This window comes from Rathayibacter sp. VKM Ac-2835 (genome assembly GCF_013266705.1).
Taxonomy (GTDB): domain Bacteria; phylum Actinomycetota; class Actinomycetes; order Actinomycetales; family Microbacteriaceae; genus Rathayibacter.
Map to the genome: position 1 here is coordinate 500,085 of NZ_JABSNQ010000001.1, position 18,728 is coordinate 518,812.

Here is an 18,728-nt window from a genome sequence, read left to right on the forward strand (position 1 = left end):
GCCCGGAAGGACCCCGGCGCGCAGACTCAGCCGGCCGGTGGCTCCGCGCCGAGGATCGCGCGGACCTTCTCCACGTCGTCGTTCATCTGCCGGATCAGCGGCTCGACGCCCTCGTAGGCGACCTGGCCGCGGATGCGCGAGACGAAGGCGACGTCGACCACGCGGTCGTAGAGGTCGATCGTCTCGTCCAGCAGGTAGGCCTCGACCTGCTTGGGCGGCACGCCGACGAAGGTCGGGTTGCTGCCGACGGAGATCGCGGCCGGGTAGCTGCGGCCCTCGGTGACGAAGCGGCCGGCGTAGACGCCGTCGGCCGGGATCAGCCCCTGCGACTCGGGCGAGAGGTTCGCGGTGGGGAAGCCGAGCTCGCGGCCGCGCTTGGCGCCGTGCACGACGACGCCGCGCACCACCGGCTCGTGGCCGAGCAGCCAGGTCGCGTGCTCGACGTCGCCCTCGGCGAGCAGCTCGCGGATCCAGGTCGAGGAGACGCGGCGCCCGTGCTCGGGACGCACGTCGTCGATCAGCTCGACCTCGAAGCCGTGGGTCTCGCCGAGCGCCCGCAGCATCGCGACGTCGCCGGCGCCGTGCGCACCGAAGCGGAAGTCGGAGCCGACCAGCACCACGCGCGCCTCCAGGGCGTCGATGAGCACCTGCCGCACGAACTCCTCGGCCGTGAGCGAGCGGAACTGCGCGTCGAAGGCCAGGAGCAGCGTCGCGTCGATCCCGGTCCCCGCCAGCAGCTCGAGCTTCTGCTCGTTGCCGACGAGGGCCGGCGGGCACTTCTCCGGCGCGATGACGCTGAGCGGGTTGCGGTCGAAGGTGACGACGACCGCGGCGAGCCCGCGCTCGCGGGCCCGGGCGTGGAGCGTGTCGATCACGGCGCGGTGGCCGGTGTGCACCCCGTCGAACTTGCCGATGGTGACGGCGGACGGGCCGATGCCGGTGAGATCGGCCGCGCGCTGCTCGACGCGCATCAGGCCGCCGCTCCCGCCGCCGCCCGGCGCCCCTGGACCCGCAGCCACCACAGGCCGAGCACCGGCAGCACCAGCGGGATCAGCAGGTAGCCGGCGCCGAAGGCCGCCCAGACCGTCGACTGCCGGCCGAACGGATCCGCGCTGGCGAGGCCGAGCAGCTGCGGCGCGAGCACGCTGATCGCGCCGACGACGAGCACGCCGACCAGCTCGAAGGTGATCGTCACGAAGGCGATGCGCTGCCAGACGTGGCCGGGAGCCACGAGGGCGATGGTCGCGAGGATGTAGACGACGGCGGAGAGCGCCGAGAGCGAGAACGCGAGCGGCGCCTCATCGAAGCGGTCGATGATCTGGAACACCGAGCGGCCCGTCGCGGCGAGCGCGAGGATGCCGTAGACGACCACGAGGAGGCTGCCGATCCCGCGGGACCGCGCCGAGCGGGCGGGTCGCTGATCGGGGTTCGGCAGAGCTGGGTCCTGGGCCGCCCGTCCGGGCGCATCGCTGGGTTGGTTCGACATCGCAGGGTCAATGGTAGGCGTTCGCCGCGCCCACTCCGCTGCGACCGCGGATCGCGGGGCTCAGACGCCTTGGACGAACCAGATCTGGTGCATCCGGTAGACCATCACGGCGATCGCGAGGCAGACGACGCCGAGGATCACCGTGCTCCAGCGGCTGCGCTCGATCAGCGCCCAGAAGCCGGCGGCGAGCGGCAGGATCAGCGCCGAGACCAGGTAGATGTAGAACTCGGGCAGGCTGCCCGAGGGCCGGTTGCCGACGAGCGGCGAGACGATCGCGACGGCGAGCTGGACGATCAGCAGCAGCTCGACGATCGCGGTGGCCCCGACCGTGACGTCGGAGGGGCGCCGGCCGACCATCCCGAGCACGAGGCAGAGCAGGCCGGCCGCGACGGCGACGCCGACCTGGAGCGTCGTGAACCAGTCGATCACGGCGCGCCCACCCGGAGCTCCTCGGTGGGGAAGTTGACCACGCTCTTCAGGGCGGCGCCCCGGCGCTCGGCGAGCCCCACCAGGCGCTCCCCCGGGCCGACGGCGGCGAGGAGTCCCTTGGCGCCCGCGAACGCCTCGGGCACGGGGATCCGCTTGCCGTTGGCGAGGTCGACCGCCTCGCGGGCGTCGAGATGCAGGAGCGGGAACAGCTCGCCCGCGACGGCGGTGGGCGAGAGGAGCGCCGCCGGGACGTCCAGCTCGTCGATGACGCCGGCCGCGGCGACCCGGAACGGGCCGACCGCCGTGCGCCGGAGCGCGGTGAGGTGGCCGCCGACGCCGAGCGCGGCGCCCAGGTCGCGGGCGAGCGCCCGGATGTAGGTGCCGGAGGAGCAGGTGACCCGGACGTCGAGGTCGAGGAAGCCGTCGATCTCGCGGCGCGCGAGCACGTCGAAGGCGCTCACGGTGACCGGTCGTGCGGCCAGCACGACCTCCTCGCCGTCGCGCACCCGGGCGTAGGCGCGCCGGCCGTCCACCTTGATGGCGCTCACGGCGCTCGGGATCTGCTCGATCGCTCCGGTGAGGGTCGCGACCACGGCGTCGACCGCCTCGGGACCGAGTGCCGCTGCGGCGCCGGGCTCGGCGGTGGTGAGCGTCTCGCCCTCGCGGTCGTCGGTGCTCGTCGCGGCGCCGAGGCGGATCGTCGCCTCGTACTCCTTGTCGAGGCCGACCAGGTAGGTGAGGAGCCGGGTCGAGGGGCCGAGCCCGAGGATCATCAGCCCGGTCGCCATCGGATCGAGCGTCCCGGCGTGGCCGACCTTGCGCGTTCCGGCGCGGCGGCGGGTCCGCGAGACGAGGTCGTGGCTGGTGATCCCGCCCGGCTTGTCCAGCAGGAGGATCCCGTTCGGAGCCGCCGCAGAAGGGCTGGGAGTCTCGTGCACGGGTGCGAGGATACACGCGCAGTTCGGGAGTCGGCCCCCGGAGCCCGCGCCCGGCACGGCCGCCGCTCGCCGCGGTTCTAGGCTGTCCGGATGAGGATCGCCGTACTCGGAGCGGGCGCCGTCGGCGGCACCGTCGCCGCCCTCCTGGACCGCGCAGGACACGACGTCGAGGTGACCGCCCGGGGCGAGAACCTCACGGCGATCCGGCGGCAGGGGCTCCGTCTCGACGGCGCCTGGGGCGAGCACACCGCCTGGGTCCGCTGCGGCGAGACGCTCGACCTCGTCCCCGATCTCGCTGTGCTCTGCACGAAGGCGCAGGACGCCGAGGACGCGCTCCGCGCGAACCGACGCACCGTCGACGGAACGCTCCTCGTCGTGGTGCAGAACGGGCTCGACGGACTGCAGGCCGCCGCCCGCCAGGTCCGCGACGCGCGCCTGGTCGGCGCCCTCGCGCTCTTCGCTGCCAGCCATCTCGAGCCCGGCCGCGTCACCGTCACCGCGCCGGCGACGACGACTCTCGGCGTCCCCGGCCGCCCGGCCGACGACGACGTCCGCCGCGCCGCAGCGATCCTCGGCGAGGCGGTGCCCACGGCCACCACCGACGACTTCCTCGGGGCGCAGTGGACGAAGCTGCTGATCAACGAGGTCAACGCGCTGCCCGCGATCACCGGCCTCTCGGTGCAGGAGACGATCGCGCACCCGGGTCTGCGCCAGCTGCTCGCGCGGGCGATGCGGGAGGCGGCGCGGACCGGCCTGGCCTCCGGCGTCCGCTTCGGCGCGCTGCAGGGTCTCTCCGACGCCAGGATCCGCGCCCTGGCGGCGGCGCCGCTGCCCGTGGTCGAGCTGCTGCCGCGGCGGATGGCGACCCGGATGGGCGACGTGCCGAACCCGGGCTCCACGCTGCAGAGCGTGCGGCGCGGGGTCCCGAGCGAGATCGACCACCTGGCCGGCGCCGTCGTCCGCACCGCCCACCGCCTCGGCCGCGAGGCACCGGTCAACCAGCTGCTCGTCGAGCTCGTGCACGAGGTCGAGCGCTCGGGGGCGTTCCTGCCGGCGGACGACGTCATCCGGCGGGCGTCCTCCGTCTAGCGGAGGAGCCCTGGACGATTCAGCAGGAGTCGGCGAAGAGCCGCCGCGGGTGCTCCGGGTCGCGGACGTCGACCAGGATCCCCGCGATCCGCTTCGGATCCGTGCTCGCCCGGTAGGACGCGTCGACCGGCGGCTCCTGCGTGTCGAGCCGGATCGACGTGCTCCACGCGCCGCGCAGCTCGGGCCGCAGGGCGAAGGGCCCGTCGACGAGGAGCAGAGCGTCGCGGCCGGCGGTGCGCCAGCGCGCCTGCCGCGCCTCGTCGCGCACCCCGTCGTAGCCGGCGAGGACGAAGCCGGTGCTCCCGCCCAGCTTGAACGGGTCGAGCAGCACCCGCCGCAGCAGCTCGTAGTCGTAGCCCGCGAGGTAGGCGCGCTGCGCCTCGGGGATCGAGGGATCCTCCCGCTCGGCTCGGGGCTTCCGGAAGTCGGCCAGGTGCGCGACCACCGCGTCGCGGCCCGCCCGGCGCACCGCCTCGGCCAGCGCGAGCGCGAACGCGCCGGACACCTCCGGGTCGTCGCCGTCGATCCCGACCGCCACCCGGCCGTGCCCGTAGTTGTGCAGCACCTCCGCCGCGAGAGCGTCGAGCACATCGGCCTTCTGCGGAGCCCACTTGGTCATTCGCCCACGATACGCGGGACGGCCTAGGGTGACCTGATGCCGACCGCACCGATGCCCGCACTCTCCGCCGCGATCGTCGACTGGTTCCGCGACAACGCCCGCGATCTGCCCTGGCGCCGCGAGGGCTTCCCCGCGTGGGGCACGCTGGTCAGCGAGTTCATGCTCCAGCAGACCCCGGTCGTCCGCGTGATCCCGCGGCTCGCCGAGTGGCTCGAGCGCTGGCCGACCCCGGCCGATCTGGCGGCCGTCCCTCCGGGCGAGGCGGTGCGCGCCTGGCAGTCGCTGGGCTACCCGCGCCGGGCGCTGCGCCTGCACGCCTGCGCCGTCGCGATCACCGAGCAGCACGGCGGCGTCGTCCCGCACGACGTCGAGACGCTCCTCGCCCTCCCCGGCATCGGCGACTACACCGCGCGCGCGATCGCCGTCTTCTCCTTCGGCCACCGCCACCCCGTCGTCGACACCAACGTCCGGCGCGTGATCGCCCGCGCGATCGACGGCGCGGCCGAGCCCGGCCCGCCGCGGGCCAAGGCCGACCTCGCCGCGATGGAGGCGCTCCTCCCCGACGATCTCGCCGACGCCGCCGCCTTCAACGCGGGCGCGATGGAGCTCGGCGCGATCGTCTGCTCCGCGCGCGCTCCCCGCTGCGACGCCTGCCCGATCCGGGACGCCTGCGCCTGGCGGGCCGCCGGCTACCCGGCCTACGACGGCCCGGTCAAGGCGCGGCAGAAGAAGTACGAGGGCTCCGACCGTCAGGTCCGCGGCCTCGTCCTCGCCGAGCTGCGCGCCGCGCACGGCCCGGTGACCGCCGCCGAGATCGCCTCGCTCTGGCCGGACGCCGAGCAGCGCGACCGCGCCCTCGCCGGCCTCCTCGCCGACGGTCTCGCCACCGGCACCCCGGAGGACGGCTACCTGCTCCCCCACTCCTGACCGTGCGCCCGGTGTCGGACAGGCCCGGTAGCGTGGCGCCGTGACCGGTCGCCGCCTCCGACTCCCCCGCCCCGACGCCGAGCTCGACAGCGCGCTCGCCGCCGTCCGCACCGCGAACGACCTCCCGGGCGCGTTCCCGCCCGAGGCCCTCGCCGAGGCGGAGCAGGCCGACCGTGCCGCCGACGACGCGGGGCGGATCGACCTCACGGGCATCCCCTTCGTCACGATCGACCCGCCAGGCTCCCTCGACCTCGACCAGGCCGTGCACCTCGAGCGGCGCGGCTCAGGAGTCGTGCTCCGCTACGCCATCGCCGACGTGCCCGCCGTCGTCCGACCCGGCGGTGCCCTCGACGCCGAGACCCGCCGCCGCGGCCAGACCTACTACCTCCCCGACGGCCGCGTCCCGCTGCACCCGCCGGTCCTCTCCGAGGGCACCGCCTCCCTCCTCCCCGACCTCGAGCGCCGCGCCCTCGTCTGGACCCTCGAGCTCGACGACGCCGCCGAGCCCCGAGCGGTCCGCCTCGAGCGTGCTCTCGTCCGCAGCACGGCCCGCCTCGACTACGCCGGTGTCCAGCACAGCGTCGACGCCGGCGTCCCGCACCCGTCGATCGCGCTGCTCCCCTGGTTCGGCACGGAGCGCCAGGCCCGGGAGGCCGAGCGCGGCGGAGCGAGCCTCGCCCTCCCCGACGAGGAGATCGTCGCCGTCGACGGCGGCTACCGGATCGAGCGCCGGGCACCCCTCGCCTCGGAGGGCTGGAACGCCCAGGTCTCGCTCCTCACCGGCATGGCCGCGGCGACGATGATGCTCGGCGCCGGCGTCGGCATCCTCCGCACGATGCCCGCCGCCGACGACGACACCGTCGCCGCCTTCCGCGCCCGCGCGAACGCCCTCGGCGTCCCCTGGGCCGCCGACGAGCCCTACGGCGCCTACCTCCGCCGCCTCGACACGGCGGACCCCGCCCAGCTCGCGATCATGTCGGCCGCTGCGACGCTCTTCCGCGGCGCCGGCTACACCGCCTTCGACGGCGCCGCCCCCGAGCAGCCCGAGCAGTCCGCCCTGGCCGCCCCGTACGCGCACGTCACCGCGCCGCTCCGCCGCCTGGTCGACCGCTTCGCCCTGGCGACCTGCCTCGCGATCTCCACCGGCGAAGAGCTCGAGCCCTGGCTCCGCGCGGCCCTGCCCGAGATCCCGGCCCTGATGACCGCGAGCGACCGCCGCTCCGGAGCCGCCTCCCGCGCCGCGACCGCCGTCGTCGAGGCCGCGATCCTCCGCGGCCGTGAGGGCTCCTCCTTCGAGGGCGTCGTCGTCACCTCCGCCAGGACCCGCTCGCAGGTCCAGCTGCTCGACCCCGAGATCACGGTCGACGTGCCGACCCCGCAGACGCCGGGAGCCCGTGTCGTCGTCGTCCTCGAATCGGTCGACGTCGCCACGGGCTCCGCGGTGTTCAGGCCTGCTGCCTAGTCCTCGTCCTCGTCCTCGCGCGGCTTCACGTACGGGTCCGCGTCGCCGGCGTAATCCGCCTTCGCGGCGAGCGACTGCACCTGGGTGTCCTGGTTGCGCGCCGTCGCGAGGAGGTCCTCGATGTGCTTCGCGTTCTCCGGGATCGCGTCGAGGATGAACTCGAGCGACGGCGTCAGCCGCGCCGTGATGTTCTTGCCGACCTCCGTGCGGAGCATGCCGGTCGCCGCCTTCAGAGCCAGCGCCGAGTCGGCGCGCTCCTCGTCGGTGCCGTAGACCGTGTAGAACACGGAGGCGTGCTGCAGGTCACCGGTCACCTGCACATCGGTGATGGTGACGAAGCCGAGTCGGGGGTCGCGGAGTCCGCGCTCGAGCCGCTTGGCGACGATCACCTGAATCCGTTCGGCGAGCTTCCTCGCCCGTGCCGGATCTGCCATGGCTGGTCCTCATCTCTCTCGACGAACCGTTCAGCTCGCCATCTAACCACTCCCCGGCAGTCCCGCCGGTCGTCTTGCTGGGGGCTTGCTCTCCCGAGCACACCCGGGTCGTCGTCTTCGCTGCAGTGGTGCGCGGCGCTGCCGGCGCGGGTGGGGTGCCTCGCCGCGGCTCCTTCCCGCCCGGCTGCGCCGCGCCCGCCAGACCCGAGCCAGGAGCCGCGACGAGACACCCCACCCGCACCTCCCGTCTGTACAGGCAGAAGTCCATGCTCCCGGTCCCCCTCCCGCGCAGGCGCCCCACCCCCACGTGCTGCTGCAGGTACCCGACGCGACATGCCCCGGAGTACCGGACCACTCCCGCGACTTCTGGCGAGTCGAACCTCCCGAAGGGAGGGAGCTCACTCCCGTCCTCGCGCGACTGGCTCGGGTCTGGCGGGCGGGCCGCAGGCCCGCGGGAAGTCGCGCGAGGGCGGGAGTGAGCTCCCGATCCCTCACCGGACGTCCGATTCGAGCCTGAAACCAGAACCCCCAGGAACGCCGGAAGGCCCGGGCGGACCCGGGCCTTCCAGTGAGAATTCAGGGTCAGCCTCGCGGCTTCTCCTTCATCTCGATCGTCTCGATCTCGTCGCCGATCTGGATGTCGTTGTACTTGCCGAGACCGATACCGGCCTCGTAGTCCGTACGGACCTCCGTGACGTCGTCCTTGAAGCGACGCAGCGACTCGATGGCGAGGTTGTCCCCGACGACGACGCCGTCGCGGATGACGCGCGCCTTCGAGTTGCGGGTGATCGTGCCGGAGCGGACGATGACACCCGCGATGTTGCCGACCTTCGAGGAGCGGAACACCTCGCGGATCTCGGCGATACCGGACTGGACCTCCTCGTACTCGGGCTTGAGCATGCCCGTGAGCGAGTTCTCCACCTCTTCGATCGCGTTGTAGATGACCGAGTAGAAGCGGATGTCCACTCCCTCTCGAGCAGCGCGCTCGCGGGCCTTCGGGTCGGGGCGGACGTTGAAGCCCACGATGATCGCGTTGTCGATCGTCGCGAGGTTGACGTCCGACTCCGTGATCGCACCGACACCGCGGTGGATGATGCGCAGCTGCACCGAGTCGTCGACCTCGATCTTGACGAGCGACTCCTCCAGCGCCTCGACGGCACCGGACACGTCGCCCTTGATGATGAGGTTGAGCGACTCTACCTTGCCCTCCTCGAGAGCACGGGTGAAGTCCTCGAGCGAGATGCGCTTGCGGGCCTTGGCCAGCAGGGCGTTGCGCTGAGCGGCTTCGCGCTTCTCCGCGATCTGGCGGGCGGTGCGGTCCTCCTCGGTGACGAGGAAGGTGTCGCCGGCGCGGGGCACGGACGAGAGTCCCTGCACCTGCACCGGTCGCGACGGCACGGCCTCGAGCACGGCGACGCCGTTCTCGTCGGCCATCGCACGGACGCGGCCGTAGGCCGTTCCCGCGACGATCGCATCGCCGACGCGCAGCGTTCCCGACTGGATGAGGACCGTCGCGACGGCACCGCGTCCCTTGTCGAGCTTGGCCTCGATCGCGACTCCGCGGGCCTCCTTGTCGGGGTTGGCGCGCAGGTCGAGACCGGCGTCCGCGGTGAGCAGCACGGCGTCCAGGAGGTCCTGGATGCCGGTGTTCGCGCGGGCCGACACGTCGACGAACATGACGTCTCCGCCGTACTCCTCGGCGACGAGGCCGAACTCGGTCAGCTGCTGGCGCACCTTGGCCGGGTTGGCGTCGGGCTTGTCCACCTTGTTGACCGCGACCACGATCGGCACGTTGGCCGCCTGGGCGTGGTTCAGCGCCTCGATGGTCTGCGGCATGATGCCGTCGTCCGCCGCGACCACGAGGATCGCGATGTCCGTGACCTGGGCACCACGGGCTCGCATGGCGGTGAACGCCTCGTGACCCGGGGTGTCGATGAAGGTGATCGGGCGCTCGATGCCCTCGTGCTCCGCGACGACCTGGTACGCACCGATGTGCTGCGTGATGCCGCCCGCCTCGCCGGCGACGACGTTGGCGTTGCGGATCGCGTCGAGCAGGCGCGTCTTTCCGTGGTCGACGTGACCCATGACGGTGACGACGGGGGGACGGATCTGGAGGTCCTCGTCCGTCTCGTCCTCGAGCTCCTGCTCGAGGTCGAGGCCGAAGCCCTCGAGGAGCTCCTTGTCCTCGTCCTCGGGCGAGACGACCTGGATCTTGAAGCCGAGCTCACCGCCGAGCACCTCGAAGGTGGCCTCGTCGAGCGACTCGGTCGCCGTCGCCATCTCGCCGAGGGCGAAGAGGACGGTGACCAGGTTGCCGGGGGGCACCGGCACGCCGGTCATGGCCTCGATCTTGTCGGCGAAGTCCGAGATAGACGCGCCGCGGCGCAGACGGATGACCGTCTTGCCGTCGCCGCGGGGGACGCTGACGCCGCCGAGCGACGGGGCCTCCCTGAGCTCGAACTCCTGACGCTTCGTGCGCTTCGACTTGCGGGCCTTGCTCTTGCCGCCACCGCGACCGAAGGCACCAGCGGTGCCACCGCCGGGGCCGCGACCGCGTCCGCCGCCGCCACCGGGACGAGGGGCGAAGCCGCCACCCGCTCCGGGGGCGCCGCCGGGACGCTGGAAGCCGCCGCCGGCCGGACGGCCGGGGCCGCCGGGACGACCGGCTCCGCCACCGGGACCGCCGGGACGCTGGCCGAAGCCGGCGGGGCGCTGGCCCATGCCGGGTCCACCGGGTCGGGGCGCACCGGGGCGGGGAGCCGCGGGACGGGGGATGTTGCTGGGAGTCGGGCGCGAGCCCATGCCCTGCGAGCTGGCGAACGGGTTGTTGCCCGGACGCGGGGGCGTCGCGGGACGCTGGCCCATGCCCTGGTTGCTCGCGAAGGGGTTGTTGCCCGGACGCGGTGCGCCACCGGGACGGCTGGAGCCGCCGGGGCCGGAGGTGCCGCCGGACTTCGGCGGGGCTGCCGCCGGGGCCGGACGGGGGGTCGCCGGCTTCGGTCCGCCGGGGGTGGCGGGCGAGGCGGCGGGGGTCGCTGCAGCGGGCTTCTCGGGCGCGGGCGCCGGAGCGGCGGCCTCGGTCGGAGCCGGAGCGGCGGGGGCGTCGGCGGCGGCCTGGGCGCGAGCCGCGGCCGCGGCCTCCTGGGCGGCCTGAGCGGCAGCCTGACGCTCGGCGACCGACATCGGCGGAGCCGGCGCCGGAGCGGGCGGCTTGGCCGGGCCGGGCATCGGCGCGGAGGGGCGGGCGCCCGAGGGGCGCGGGGCCCCGGGACGGGCGGTGCCGGCGGCGGGCGCCGACGGGGTCGTGGAGGCGCCCGTGCTCGCGCTGCCCTGAAGGGCCTGGCGGAGCTTGCGGGCGACGGGGGGTTCGATGCTGGACGACGGTCCCTTGACGAACTCGCCCAGTTCTTTCAACTTCGCAAGTGCGACCTTGCTGTCGACGCCGAGTTCGGCGGCGATCTCGTGCACGCGTGGTTTAGCCACTTCTCTCCTGTCTCGGACCTGCGCCCAAGACGGGGCAGGCCATCACAAACGGACGGATCTCATTTCGAGCCGCTCATCAGTCGTTGCTCATGATCAGTTCACGGGCCGTTCTGCCTGTTCTCTCTGCGGTGTGATCGTTCGCCTGGCCGGTTCCTCAGGGTGAGGAGCCGAGCCGGTCAGGTCACGGGTGACGTACTGCTCCACGGCGCTCGCGTCCACGCTCTCGCGCGTCCGGAACGCCCTGCTGAACGCGCGGCGCTTCACCGCGAGCTCGTAGCAGTCGTACGCGTCGTGCAGCCACGCTCCCCGCCCAGCACGGACACCCCGCGGATCTACCACGAGGACGTTCGAGGGGAGGACGAGCCTCAGAAGTGAGGCCCTTGGGGCGCGCAGACGGCAGCCGACGCACGTTCTGACGGGTTCCACTGTACTCCCTCGTTCCCGGGAGCGCCTCCCCGCACCGCCGACGGCGGGGATCACTCCCCGTCCATCACCGAATCGGGCTGGATGTCGATCTTGGCGCCGGTGAGCTTGGCGGCGAGTCGGGCGTTCTGGCCCTCCTTGCCGATGGCGAGCGAGAGCTGGTAGTCCGGGACGAGTGCGCGGACGGCCTTGAGGCTCTGGTCGATCACGAAGGCGCTGGTCACCTTGGCGGGCGAGAGCGCGCTGGCGACGAAGGTCGGCAGGTCGGAGGAGTAGTCGACGATGTCGATCTTCTCGTTGTTCAGCTCCGCGGTCACCGCGCGCACGCGCTGGCCGAGCTCGCCGATGCAGGCGCCCTTGGCGTTGACGCCCGGCTCGGTCGCGCGCACGGCGATCTTGGTGCGGTGGCCGGCCTCGCGGGCGAGCGAGACGATCTCGACGACGCCGGAGGCGATCTCCGGGACCTCGAGGGCGAAGAGCTTGCGGACCAGCGACGGGTGCGTCCGCGAGACCTGGACCGACGGGCCCTTCGTGCCGCGGCTGACGCTCGTGACGTAGACGCGGATCCGGCGGCCGTGGCTGTAGTCCTCGCCCGGCACCTGCTCCTCGGGCGAGAGGATCGCCTCGATGGAGCCGAGGTCCACGTGGATCATCTTGGGGTTCGGGCCCTGCTGGATGACGCCGGCGACGATGTCGCCCTCGCGGCCCTTGAACTCGCCGAGGATCTTCTCGTCGCCGATGTCGCGCAGCCGCTGGTTGATGACCTGCTTGGCGGCGAAGGCCGCGATGCGGCCGAAGTCGCGCGGCGAGTCCTCGGACTCGCCGACGACGGCGCCCTCCTCGTCGATCTCGGGCACGAACACGCTGACGTGCCCGGTCTTGCGGTCGAGGTGCACGCGGGCGTCGACGGCGGTCGCCGTGTCGGCGTCGTCCGCCTGTCCGATGTGCTTGAGGTAGGCGGTGAGGATCGCCTGCTCGATGATCTGCACGAGTTCCTCGAAGGGGATCTCGCGCTCGCGCTCCAGCAGGCGCAGAACGCTCAGGTCGATGTCCACGGGCGGGCCTTTCTCTCTATTCACTTGGGTGGCGTGGCGGCGCAGCGCGACCACGTCGAAGTCCGGCCCGACGCCGGCGGCGCCACGGCACGGAGCCGGGCCCGCGCGTCGGGACCATTGAGCATAGCCGACCGCGCCGGACGCGGACGGAGGGCGGCGCCGGTCAGGCGCCGAGTCGGGCCAGCGCCTCGGCGGCGGGCAGCTGCTCGCGCTCGCCGGTGCGGCGGTCCCAGAGCTCGACGACGCCGTCGGCGGCGCTGCGGCCGGCGATGACGATCACCGGCACCCCGATCAGCTCGGCGTCGCCGAACTTCACGCCCGGCGACACCTTCGGCCGGTCGTCGATCAGCACGTCGCTGCCCGCCGCCTCGAGCGAGGCGCCGACGGACTCCGCGAGCGCGAGCGCCGCCGGGTCCTTGCCGGTCGCGATCACGTGCACATCGAACGGAGCGACGTTCTCGGGCCAGATCAGCCCGCGGTCGTCGTGGTTGCTCTCCGCGATGATCGCGAGGATGCGGGTGACGCCGATGCCGTAGGAGCCCATGGTGACGGTGACGAGCTTGCCGTTCTCGTCGAGGACCTTGAGGCCGAGCACGTCCGCGTACTTGCGGCCGAGCTGGAAGACGTGGCCGATCTCCATGCCGCGCGCGGTCTCGATCGGGCCGGAGCCGTCCGGGGCGGGGTCGCCCGAGCGGACATCGGCCACCTCGACGACGCCGTCGCCGGAGAAGTCGCGACCGGCGACGAGGTCGAGCACGTGCTTCCCGGCGACGTTGGCGCCGGTGATCCAGGAGGTGCCCTCGACGACGCGGGGATCGAGCAGGAAGCGGATCCCGCTCGCCGACTCCTCCCCCAGCACGGCGCCCTCGACGGACCACGGGCCGATGTAGCCCTTGACCAGCGCGGGGTGCTTCGCGAAGTCCTCCTCGGTCGCGGCCTCGACCTCGGCGCGGGCGAAGGCGACCTCGGCGCGCTTGAGGTCGACGTCGCGGTCGCCGGGCAGGCCGACGACGACGAGCTCGCGGGTGCCGTCGAGCGCCGTGAGCGCGAGGACGACGTTCTTCAGCGTGTCGCCGGCGGTCCAGGCGCGGCCGTCGGCGCGCGGCTCCTGGTTGTTGGCGAGGTCGACGAGCGTCTGGATGGTCGGGGTGCCGGGCGAGTCGAAGACGCGCGCCGCGGAGAGCCCCTCGAGCGGCAGCGCCTCGGGCACGGGCGTGCGGTACGCCTCGACGTTGGCGGCGTAGCCGCCGGCCGAGCGCACGAAGGTGTCCTCGCCGACCGGGGTCGGGTGCAGGAACTCCTCGCTGCGCGAGCCGCCCATCGCACCGGCGTCGGCCTGCACGATCACGTACTCGAGGCCGAAGCGCTGGAAGATCCGCTCGTAGGCGTCGCGCTGCAGCTGGTAGCTCGCGTCGAGGCCGGCGTCGGTGTAGTCGAAGGAGTAGGCGTCCTTCATCGTGAACTCGCGGCCGCGCAGGAGGCCGGCGCGGGGGCGCGCCTCGTCGCGGTACTTGTCCTGGATCTGGTAGAGCGAGAGCGGCAGGTCCTTGTAGGACGAGTAGAGGTCCTTGACCAGGAGGGTGAAGAACTCCTCGTGGGTCGGCGCCAGCATGTAGTCCGCGTCCTTGCGGTCCTTCAGGCGGAAGACGCCGTCGCCGTACTCGGTCCAGCGGCCGGAGAGCTCGTAGGGTTCGCGGGGCAGCAGCCCGGGGAAGTGGACCTCCTGCGCGCCGGCGGCCGCCATCTCGGCGTGGATGATCGCCTCGATGCGCCGCTTCACCTTCAGCCCCAGGGGCAGCCAGGCGAAGACGCCGGGCGCCTGGCGGCGGATGTAGCCGGCCCGGACGAGGAGGCGGTGGCTCGCGACCTCGGCGTCGGCCGGATCCTCTCGGAGGGTGCGGACGAACAGGTGCGAGAGACGGGTAACCACGAGGGACGATCCTATCCGGAGTCCACGGCGGGGTGTCCCGCGGCCGCCGGTGAGGCGGCGGACGGGTGGTGTCCCCGTCCGCCGCCCGCGTCAGTTGGAGACGACGACGACCGGGGAGCCGGTCGAGGTGTCGTCGGCGGGCATCTCGGCGGCCAGGCGGTTGGCCTCCTCGATCAGCGTCTTGACGATCTCGGACTCGGGGACGGTCTTGATGACCTCGCCCTTGACGAAGATCTGGCCCTTGCCGTTGCCGGAGGCGACGCCGAGGTCGGCCTCGCGGGCCTCGCCCGGTCCGTTGACGACACAGCCCATGACGGCGACGCGCAGCGGCACGCTCATGCCCTCGAGACCCGCGGTGACGTCGTTGGCGAGCGTGTAGACGTCGACCTGAGCGCGGCCGCAGCTCGGGCAGGAGACGATCTCGAGCTTGCGCTCGCGGAGGTTGAGCGACTGCAGGATCTGCAGGCCGACCTTGACCTCCTGCGCGGGCGGCGCCGAGAGCGACACGCGGATGGTGTCGCCGATGCCCTCGCCGAGCAGGATGCCGAACGCCGTCGCCGACTTGATCGTGCCCTGGAACTCGGGGCCGGCCTCGGTCACGCCGAGGTGCAGCGGCCAGTCGCCGCGCTCGGCGAGCTGGCGGTAGGCCTGCACCATGATCACCGGGTCGTTGTGCTTGACCGAGATCTTGAAGTCGTGGAAGTCGTGCTCCTCGAAGAGGCTGGCCTCCCAGACGGCGCTCTCGACGAGCGCCTCGGGGGTGGCCTTGCCGTACTTCTGCAGGAGGCTGGGCTCGAGCGAGCCCGCGTTGACGCCGATGCGGATCGAGACGCCGGCGGCCTTCGCCGCGGCGGCGATCTTGCCGACCTGGTCGTCGAACTTGCGGATGTTGCCCGGGTTCACCCGGACGGCCGCGCAGCCCGCGTCGATCGCGGCGTAGACGTAGTTCGGCTGGAAGTGGATGTCCGCGATGACCGGGATCTGGCTCTTCTTCGCGATGATCGGCAGCGCCTCCGCGTCGTCGCGGCTCGGCACGGCGACGCGCACGATGTCGCAGCCGGAGGCGGTCAGCTCGGCGATCTGCTGGAGCGTCGCGTTGATGTTCGTGGTCGGCGTGGTGCACATCGACTGGACGCTGACCTGAGCGTCACCGCCGACGAGCACCTTCCCCACCTTGATCTGACGGGTCTTCCGGCGGGGGGCGAGGGTCACGGGGACCTTGGGCAAACCCAGATTCACAGCAGGCACGAGCCCCATCGTACGCGCGCCGCCCGGCCGGACGCCGCCGCTCCCCCTGTTCCCAGGTCCCGCCGATCTCCACGTTCCGTGCCACGCCTTCCTCGACCGGATTCCGGAACCGCCGACGTCCGATCTGCAGGCGATCTCCGGCAGATCGCGTGCACACCTCCGTCCCCGCGAGCAGCCTCCGGCACATCTCCTGCACACCGAACCGAGCTCAGCCGACCGGACCGGAGTCGGCACCACCTCGAAGACGAAAGCGAGAATCGCGTGCCAGCGATTCGCGCCAGCCGACCGCAACCCGCTCCTCCCAGCCCGACCCGTCGCGTAGCCGACCGCGGCACGCCGGGCAGGGACCGGCACCACCTCGAAGGCGAAAGCGCGAATCGCGTGCCAGCGATTCGCGCCAGCCGACCGCAACACGCTCCTCCCAGCCCGACCCGTCGCGTAGCCGACCGCGGCACGCCGGGCAGGGACCGGCACCACCTCGAAGACGAAAGCGCGAATCGCGTGCCAGCGATTCGCGCCAGCCGACCGCAACCCGCTCCTCCCAGCCCGACCCGTCGCGAAGCCGACCGCGGCACGCCGGGCAGGGACCGGCGTGCAAGACAGCTCAGAACAGCTGGATCGGCTTCACGATGTCGGCGTAGATCAGCAGGGCGCTCATCCCGCCGAGGAGCAGGACGACCGCGTACGTGAGCGGCAGCAGCTTGGCGATGTCGACGGGGCCCGGGTCGCGGCGGCCGAAGAGCTTGGCGATGCGGCGGCGCAGGCCCTCCCAGAGCGCGCCGGCGATGTGGCCGCCGTCCATCGGCAGGAGGGGGACGAGGTTGAAGACGAAGAGCGCGACGTTGAGGGAGGCGAGGACGCCGACCATGGTCTGCACCTTGGAGACGACGGGCAGCTGGTCGGAGGCGGCGATCTCGCCGGCGATGCGGCCGACGCCGACGACGCTGATCGGGCCGTTCGCGTCGCGCGCCTCGGTGCCGAAGGCCGCTTGGGCCACGTCGATGAGGCGCTGCGGCAGGTTGAGGATGACGTGGGCGACGCTGGCGACGTTCTCCCCGACCGTCCCGGGGACGGCGGTGATCGGCTGCTGGACGAGCGCCTGAGTGGGCGAGATGCCGATGAAGCCGACGGTCTGCGTCTCGACGGCGCCGGACGCGTCGAGCACCGCGTCGCCGGCGGCGTCGGTGACGGCCACCTCGTTCTCGGCGGGGGTGATCGTGAGGGTGAGGCTCTGGCCGTCGCGGTCGACGGCGACGCTGAGGGGGACGCCGGCCGAGGCGCGGATGATCGGGGTGAGGTCGTTCCAGGAGGACACGGGCGTGCCGTCGATCGCGGTGATGGTGTCTCCGGGCAGGATGCCGGCCGCGGCGCCGGGCGCGAGCGGGTCGTCGGCGGAGCAGCTCTCGGCGGTCGTGTCGCTCGCCGGGACCACGCACTGCGAGACGGTCGAGATCGTCGAGGTGTTCTGGGCGACCCCGATGCCGCAGAGCAGGACGGTGAAGAGGACGGTCGCGATCACGAGGTTCATGAACGGGCCGCCGAACATCACGACGACGCGCTTCCAGACCGCGAGCCGGTAGAAGGCGCGGTGGTCCTCGCCCTCGCCGATGGTCTCGGCGCTGGCGGCGCGCGCCTCGTCGATCATCGTCGCGTAGCCGCCGCGGCGGGGTTCGGGGTCGGGCGCCGACTCGTTGCCGTTCAATCCGTTGAAGAAGCCCGTGCTCGACTCGCCGACGCGGTCGCCCGGGTGCTTGGGCGGGTACATCCCGATCATGGCGATGTAGCCGCCGAGGGGCAGAGCCTTCACGCCGTACTCGGTCTCGCCGCGGCGGACGGAGAAGATCGTGCGGCCGAAGCCGATCATGTACTGCGTGACCTTGACCCCGAAGAGCTTCGCCGGCACGAGGTGCCCGACCTCGTGCAGCGCGATCGACAGGGCGACGCCCACGGCGATGATGACGACGCCGAGGACGAAGAGCAGCACGGATTCCACTCGGTCACTGTAGGCCGCGGGGGTACCCCTCGGCTGGAGAGGCGCTGGAGGAACGCGAAGAGCGTCCGATCAGCGCGTCGGCGCTCCTGGGGGCCGGTCAGGCGGCGGCGATCCGTGCATCCGCCGTGCGGCGCGCCCAGGTCTCGGCCTCGGCCAGCGACTCGCGGGTCAGCGCGCCCTCGACGGTGTGCGCGTCGACGACGGCCTCGACCGTCGCGAGGATGTCCAGGTAGCCGATCCGCCCGGCGTGGAACGCCTGCACGGCCTGCTCGTTCGCCGCGTTGAAGACGGCCGGGTAGGACGCCCCGGCGGCGCCGACCTTCTTGGCGAGCCGGACGGACGGGAACGCCTCCTCGTCGAGCGGCTCGAACGTCCAGGACTGCGCGCGGGTCCAGTCCAGCGGCACGCCGACGCCGGCGACGCGGTGCGGCCAGTCGAGACCGAGCGAGATCGGCAGGCGCATGTCGGGCGGCGAGGCCTGGGCGATCGTCGAGCCGTCGACGAACTCGACCATCGAGTGGACGATCGACTGCGGGTGCACGGTCACGTCGATCCGGTCGTAGGGCACGTCGAAGAGCAGGTGCGCCTCGATCACCTCGAGACCCTTGTTGACCAGCGTGGACGAGTTCGTGGTGACGACCAGCCCCATGTCCCAGGTCGGGTGCGCGAGGGCCTCGGCCGGCGTGACGTCGCGGAGGGAGGAACGGTCGCGCCCGCGGAACGGGCCGCCCGACGCGGTCAGCACCAGTCGGCGGACCTCGCGGTGCTCCCCCGCGAGCAGCGCCTGCGCGATCGCCGAGTGCTCGGAGTCGACGGGGACGATCTGCCCGGGAGCGGCGAGCGAGGTGACCAGCTCGCCGCCGACGATCAGCGACTCCTTGTTCGCGAGGGCGAGGGTGCGGCCCTCCTCGAGCGCGGCGAGCGTCGGGCCGAGCCCGACGGAGCCGGTGATGCCGTTGAGGACGACGTCGGCGTCGACGGAGCGGATCAGCTGCTCGGCCTCCGCCGCGCCGAAGGCGGTGTGCTCGACGCCGAACTCGCGCGCCTGCTGGGCGACGACCTCGCGGTTGGAGCCGGCCCCGAGGCCGACGACCTCGAAGCGGTCGCGGTTCGCGCCGATGACGTCGAGGGCCTGCGTGCCGATGGACCCGGTCGAGCCGAGGATGATGACCCTGCGCATCCGCCCATCCTGGCACGGCGGCCCTCGGCCCT

At 72.7% G+C, this 18,728-nt stretch carries 16 protein-coding genes; 3 read left to right on the forward strand and 13 right to left on the reverse strand.

What is annotated here, in order from left to right; translation table 11 throughout:
- Nucleotides 1–26 precede the first annotated feature (26 nt).
- The 4 genes from HRK28_RS02335 to truB are packed head-to-tail and all read right to left on the reverse strand — an operon-like array spanning nucleotide 27 to nucleotide 2,853.
- Nucleotides 27–971, reverse strand: coding sequence for a bifunctional riboflavin kinase/FAD synthetase (locus HRK28_RS02335; protein WP_173250303.1), 945 nt, complete (start codon nucleotides 969–971; stop codon nucleotides 27–29).
- Nucleotides 971–1,486, reverse strand: a complete 516-nt coding sequence (locus tag HRK28_RS02340; protein ID WP_254304490.1) for a hypothetical protein — start codon at nucleotides 1,484–1,486, stop codon at nucleotides 971–973. The genes HRK28_RS02335 and HRK28_RS02340 overlap by 1 nt, the downstream gene beginning before the upstream one ends.
- Nucleotides 1,487–1,546: 60 nt before the next feature.
- Nucleotides 1,547–1,915 carry a hypothetical protein gene (locus HRK28_RS02345; RefSeq protein ID WP_173250304.1) on the reverse strand — a complete coding sequence of 123 codons (369 nt, stop codon included), beginning with the start codon at nucleotides 1,913–1,915 and terminating at the stop codon, nucleotides 1,547–1,549.
- Nucleotides 1,912–2,853, reverse strand: coding sequence for a tRNA pseudouridine(55) synthase TruB (gene truB, locus HRK28_RS02350; protein ID WP_160088465.1), 942 nt, complete (start codon nucleotides 2,851–2,853; stop codon nucleotides 1,912–1,914). Before truB ends, HRK28_RS02345 begins: the two co-directional genes overlap by 4 nt.
- A 90-nt stretch (nucleotides 2,854–2,943) precedes the next feature.
- Between truB and HRK28_RS02355 the strand changes: the two genes are divergently transcribed.
- Nucleotides 2,944–3,942 (forward strand): ketopantoate reductase family protein, encoded by a 999-nt coding sequence (locus HRK28_RS02355; protein ID WP_173250305.1) that lies wholly within the window; start codon nucleotides 2,944–2,946, stop codon nucleotides 3,940–3,942.
- Nucleotides 3,943–3,961: 19 nt separating this feature from the next.
- Here HRK28_RS02355 and HRK28_RS02360 read toward each other — a convergent pair whose 3' ends face one another.
- Nucleotides 3,962–4,561, reverse strand: a complete 600-nt coding sequence (locus HRK28_RS02360) for a hypothetical protein (RefSeq protein WP_173250306.1) — start codon at nucleotides 4,559–4,561, stop codon at nucleotides 3,962–3,964.
- Nucleotides 4,562–4,612: 51 nt separating this feature from the next.
- Here HRK28_RS02360 and HRK28_RS02365 point away from each other — a divergent pair, with 51 nt between their 5' ends.
- Both HRK28_RS02365 and HRK28_RS20695 read left to right on the forward strand, forming a co-directional pair.
- The gene (locus HRK28_RS02365) at nucleotides 4,613–5,488 is read left to right on the forward strand and encodes an A/G-specific adenine glycosylase (protein WP_173250965.1); all 876 of its coding nucleotides are present in this window, start codon (nucleotides 4,613–4,615) and stop codon (nucleotides 5,486–5,488) included.
- A 40-nt stretch (nucleotides 5,489–5,528) separates the two neighbouring features.
- Nucleotides 5,529–6,950: an RNB domain-containing ribonuclease gene (locus HRK28_RS20695; protein WP_173250307.1), complete on the forward strand. Its 1,422-nt coding sequence runs from the start codon at nucleotides 5,529–5,531 to the stop codon at nucleotides 6,948–6,950.
- Here the strand turns inward: HRK28_RS20695 and rbfA are convergent.
- The 8 genes from rbfA to dxr form a co-directional block, all read right to left on the reverse strand.
- A complete protein-coding gene (gene rbfA, locus HRK28_RS02375) occupies nucleotides 6,947–7,384 on the reverse strand; it encodes a 30S ribosome-binding factor RbfA (RefSeq protein ID WP_123445535.1) in 438 nt (145 codons plus the stop codon). The genes HRK28_RS20695 and rbfA overlap by 4 nt on opposite strands.
- 582 nt (nucleotides 7,385–7,966) lie before the next feature.
- The gene (gene infB, locus HRK28_RS02380; RefSeq protein ID WP_173250308.1) at nucleotides 7,967–10,867 is read right to left on the reverse strand and encodes a translation initiation factor IF-2; all 2,901 of its coding nucleotides are present in this window, start codon (nucleotides 10,865–10,867) and stop codon (nucleotides 7,967–7,969) included.
- 93 nt (nucleotides 10,868–10,960) lie between these two features.
- Nucleotides 10,961–11,347, reverse strand: a complete 387-nt coding sequence (locus HRK28_RS02385; RefSeq protein ID WP_308197497.1) for a YlxR family protein — start codon at nucleotides 11,345–11,347, stop codon at nucleotides 10,961–10,963.
- Nucleotides 11,344–12,345, reverse strand: a complete 1,002-nt coding sequence (nusA, locus tag HRK28_RS02390; protein WP_160088457.1) for a transcription termination factor NusA — start codon at nucleotides 12,343–12,345, stop codon at nucleotides 11,344–11,346. Before nusA ends, HRK28_RS02385 begins: the two co-directional genes overlap by 4 nt.
- Before the next feature lie 163 nt (nucleotides 12,346–12,508).
- Nucleotides 12,509–14,275 (reverse strand): proline--tRNA ligase, encoded by a 1,767-nt coding sequence (locus tag HRK28_RS02395; protein WP_173250309.1) that lies wholly within the window; start codon nucleotides 14,273–14,275, stop codon nucleotides 12,509–12,511.
- Between the two features lie 90 nt (nucleotides 14,276–14,365).
- Nucleotides 14,366–15,523 (reverse strand): flavodoxin-dependent (E)-4-hydroxy-3-methylbut-2-enyl-diphosphate synthase, encoded by a 1,158-nt coding sequence (ispG, locus tag HRK28_RS02400; RefSeq protein WP_160088453.1) that lies wholly within the window; start codon nucleotides 15,521–15,523, stop codon nucleotides 14,366–14,368.
- 604 nt (nucleotides 15,524–16,127) lie between these two features.
- The gene (locus HRK28_RS02405; RefSeq protein ID WP_208543750.1) at nucleotides 16,128–17,516 is read right to left on the reverse strand and encodes an RIP metalloprotease; all 1,389 of its coding nucleotides are present in this window, start codon (nucleotides 17,514–17,516) and stop codon (nucleotides 16,128–16,130) included.
- A gap of 97 nt (nucleotides 17,517–17,613) precedes the next feature.
- Nucleotides 17,614–18,696 (reverse strand): 1-deoxy-D-xylulose-5-phosphate reductoisomerase, encoded by a 1,083-nt coding sequence (dxr, locus tag HRK28_RS02410; protein WP_173250310.1) that lies wholly within the window; start codon nucleotides 18,694–18,696, stop codon nucleotides 17,614–17,616.
- Nucleotides 18,697–18,728 lie beyond the last annotated feature (32 nt).

Coding starts and splice junctions, on each gene's coding strand:
- HRK28_RS02335 (WP_173250303.1), bottom strand. CDS start 971: ATGCGCGTCGAGCAGCGCGCGGCCGATCTCACCGGCATCGGCCCGTCC.
- HRK28_RS02340 (WP_254304490.1), bottom strand. CDS start 1,486: ATGTCGAACCAACCCAGCGATGCGCCCGGACGGGCGGCCCAGGACCCA.
- HRK28_RS02355 (WP_173250305.1), top strand. CDS start 2,944: ATGAGGATCGCCGTACTCGGAGCGGGCGCCGTCGGCGGCACCGTCGCC.
- HRK28_RS02360 (WP_173250306.1), bottom strand. CDS start 4,561: ATGACCAAGTGGGCTCCGCAGAAGGCCGATGTGCTCGACGCTCTCGCG.
- HRK28_RS02365 (WP_173250965.1), top strand. CDS start 4,613: ATGCCCGCACTCTCCGCCGCGATCGTCGACTGGTTCCGCGACAACGCC.
- rbfA (WP_123445535.1), bottom strand. CDS start 7,384: ATGGCAGATCCGGCACGGGCGAGGAAGCTCGCCGAACGGATTCAGGTG.
- dxr (WP_173250310.1), bottom strand. CDS start 18,696: ATGCGCAGGGTCATCATCCTCGGCTCGACCGGGTCCATCGGCACGCAG.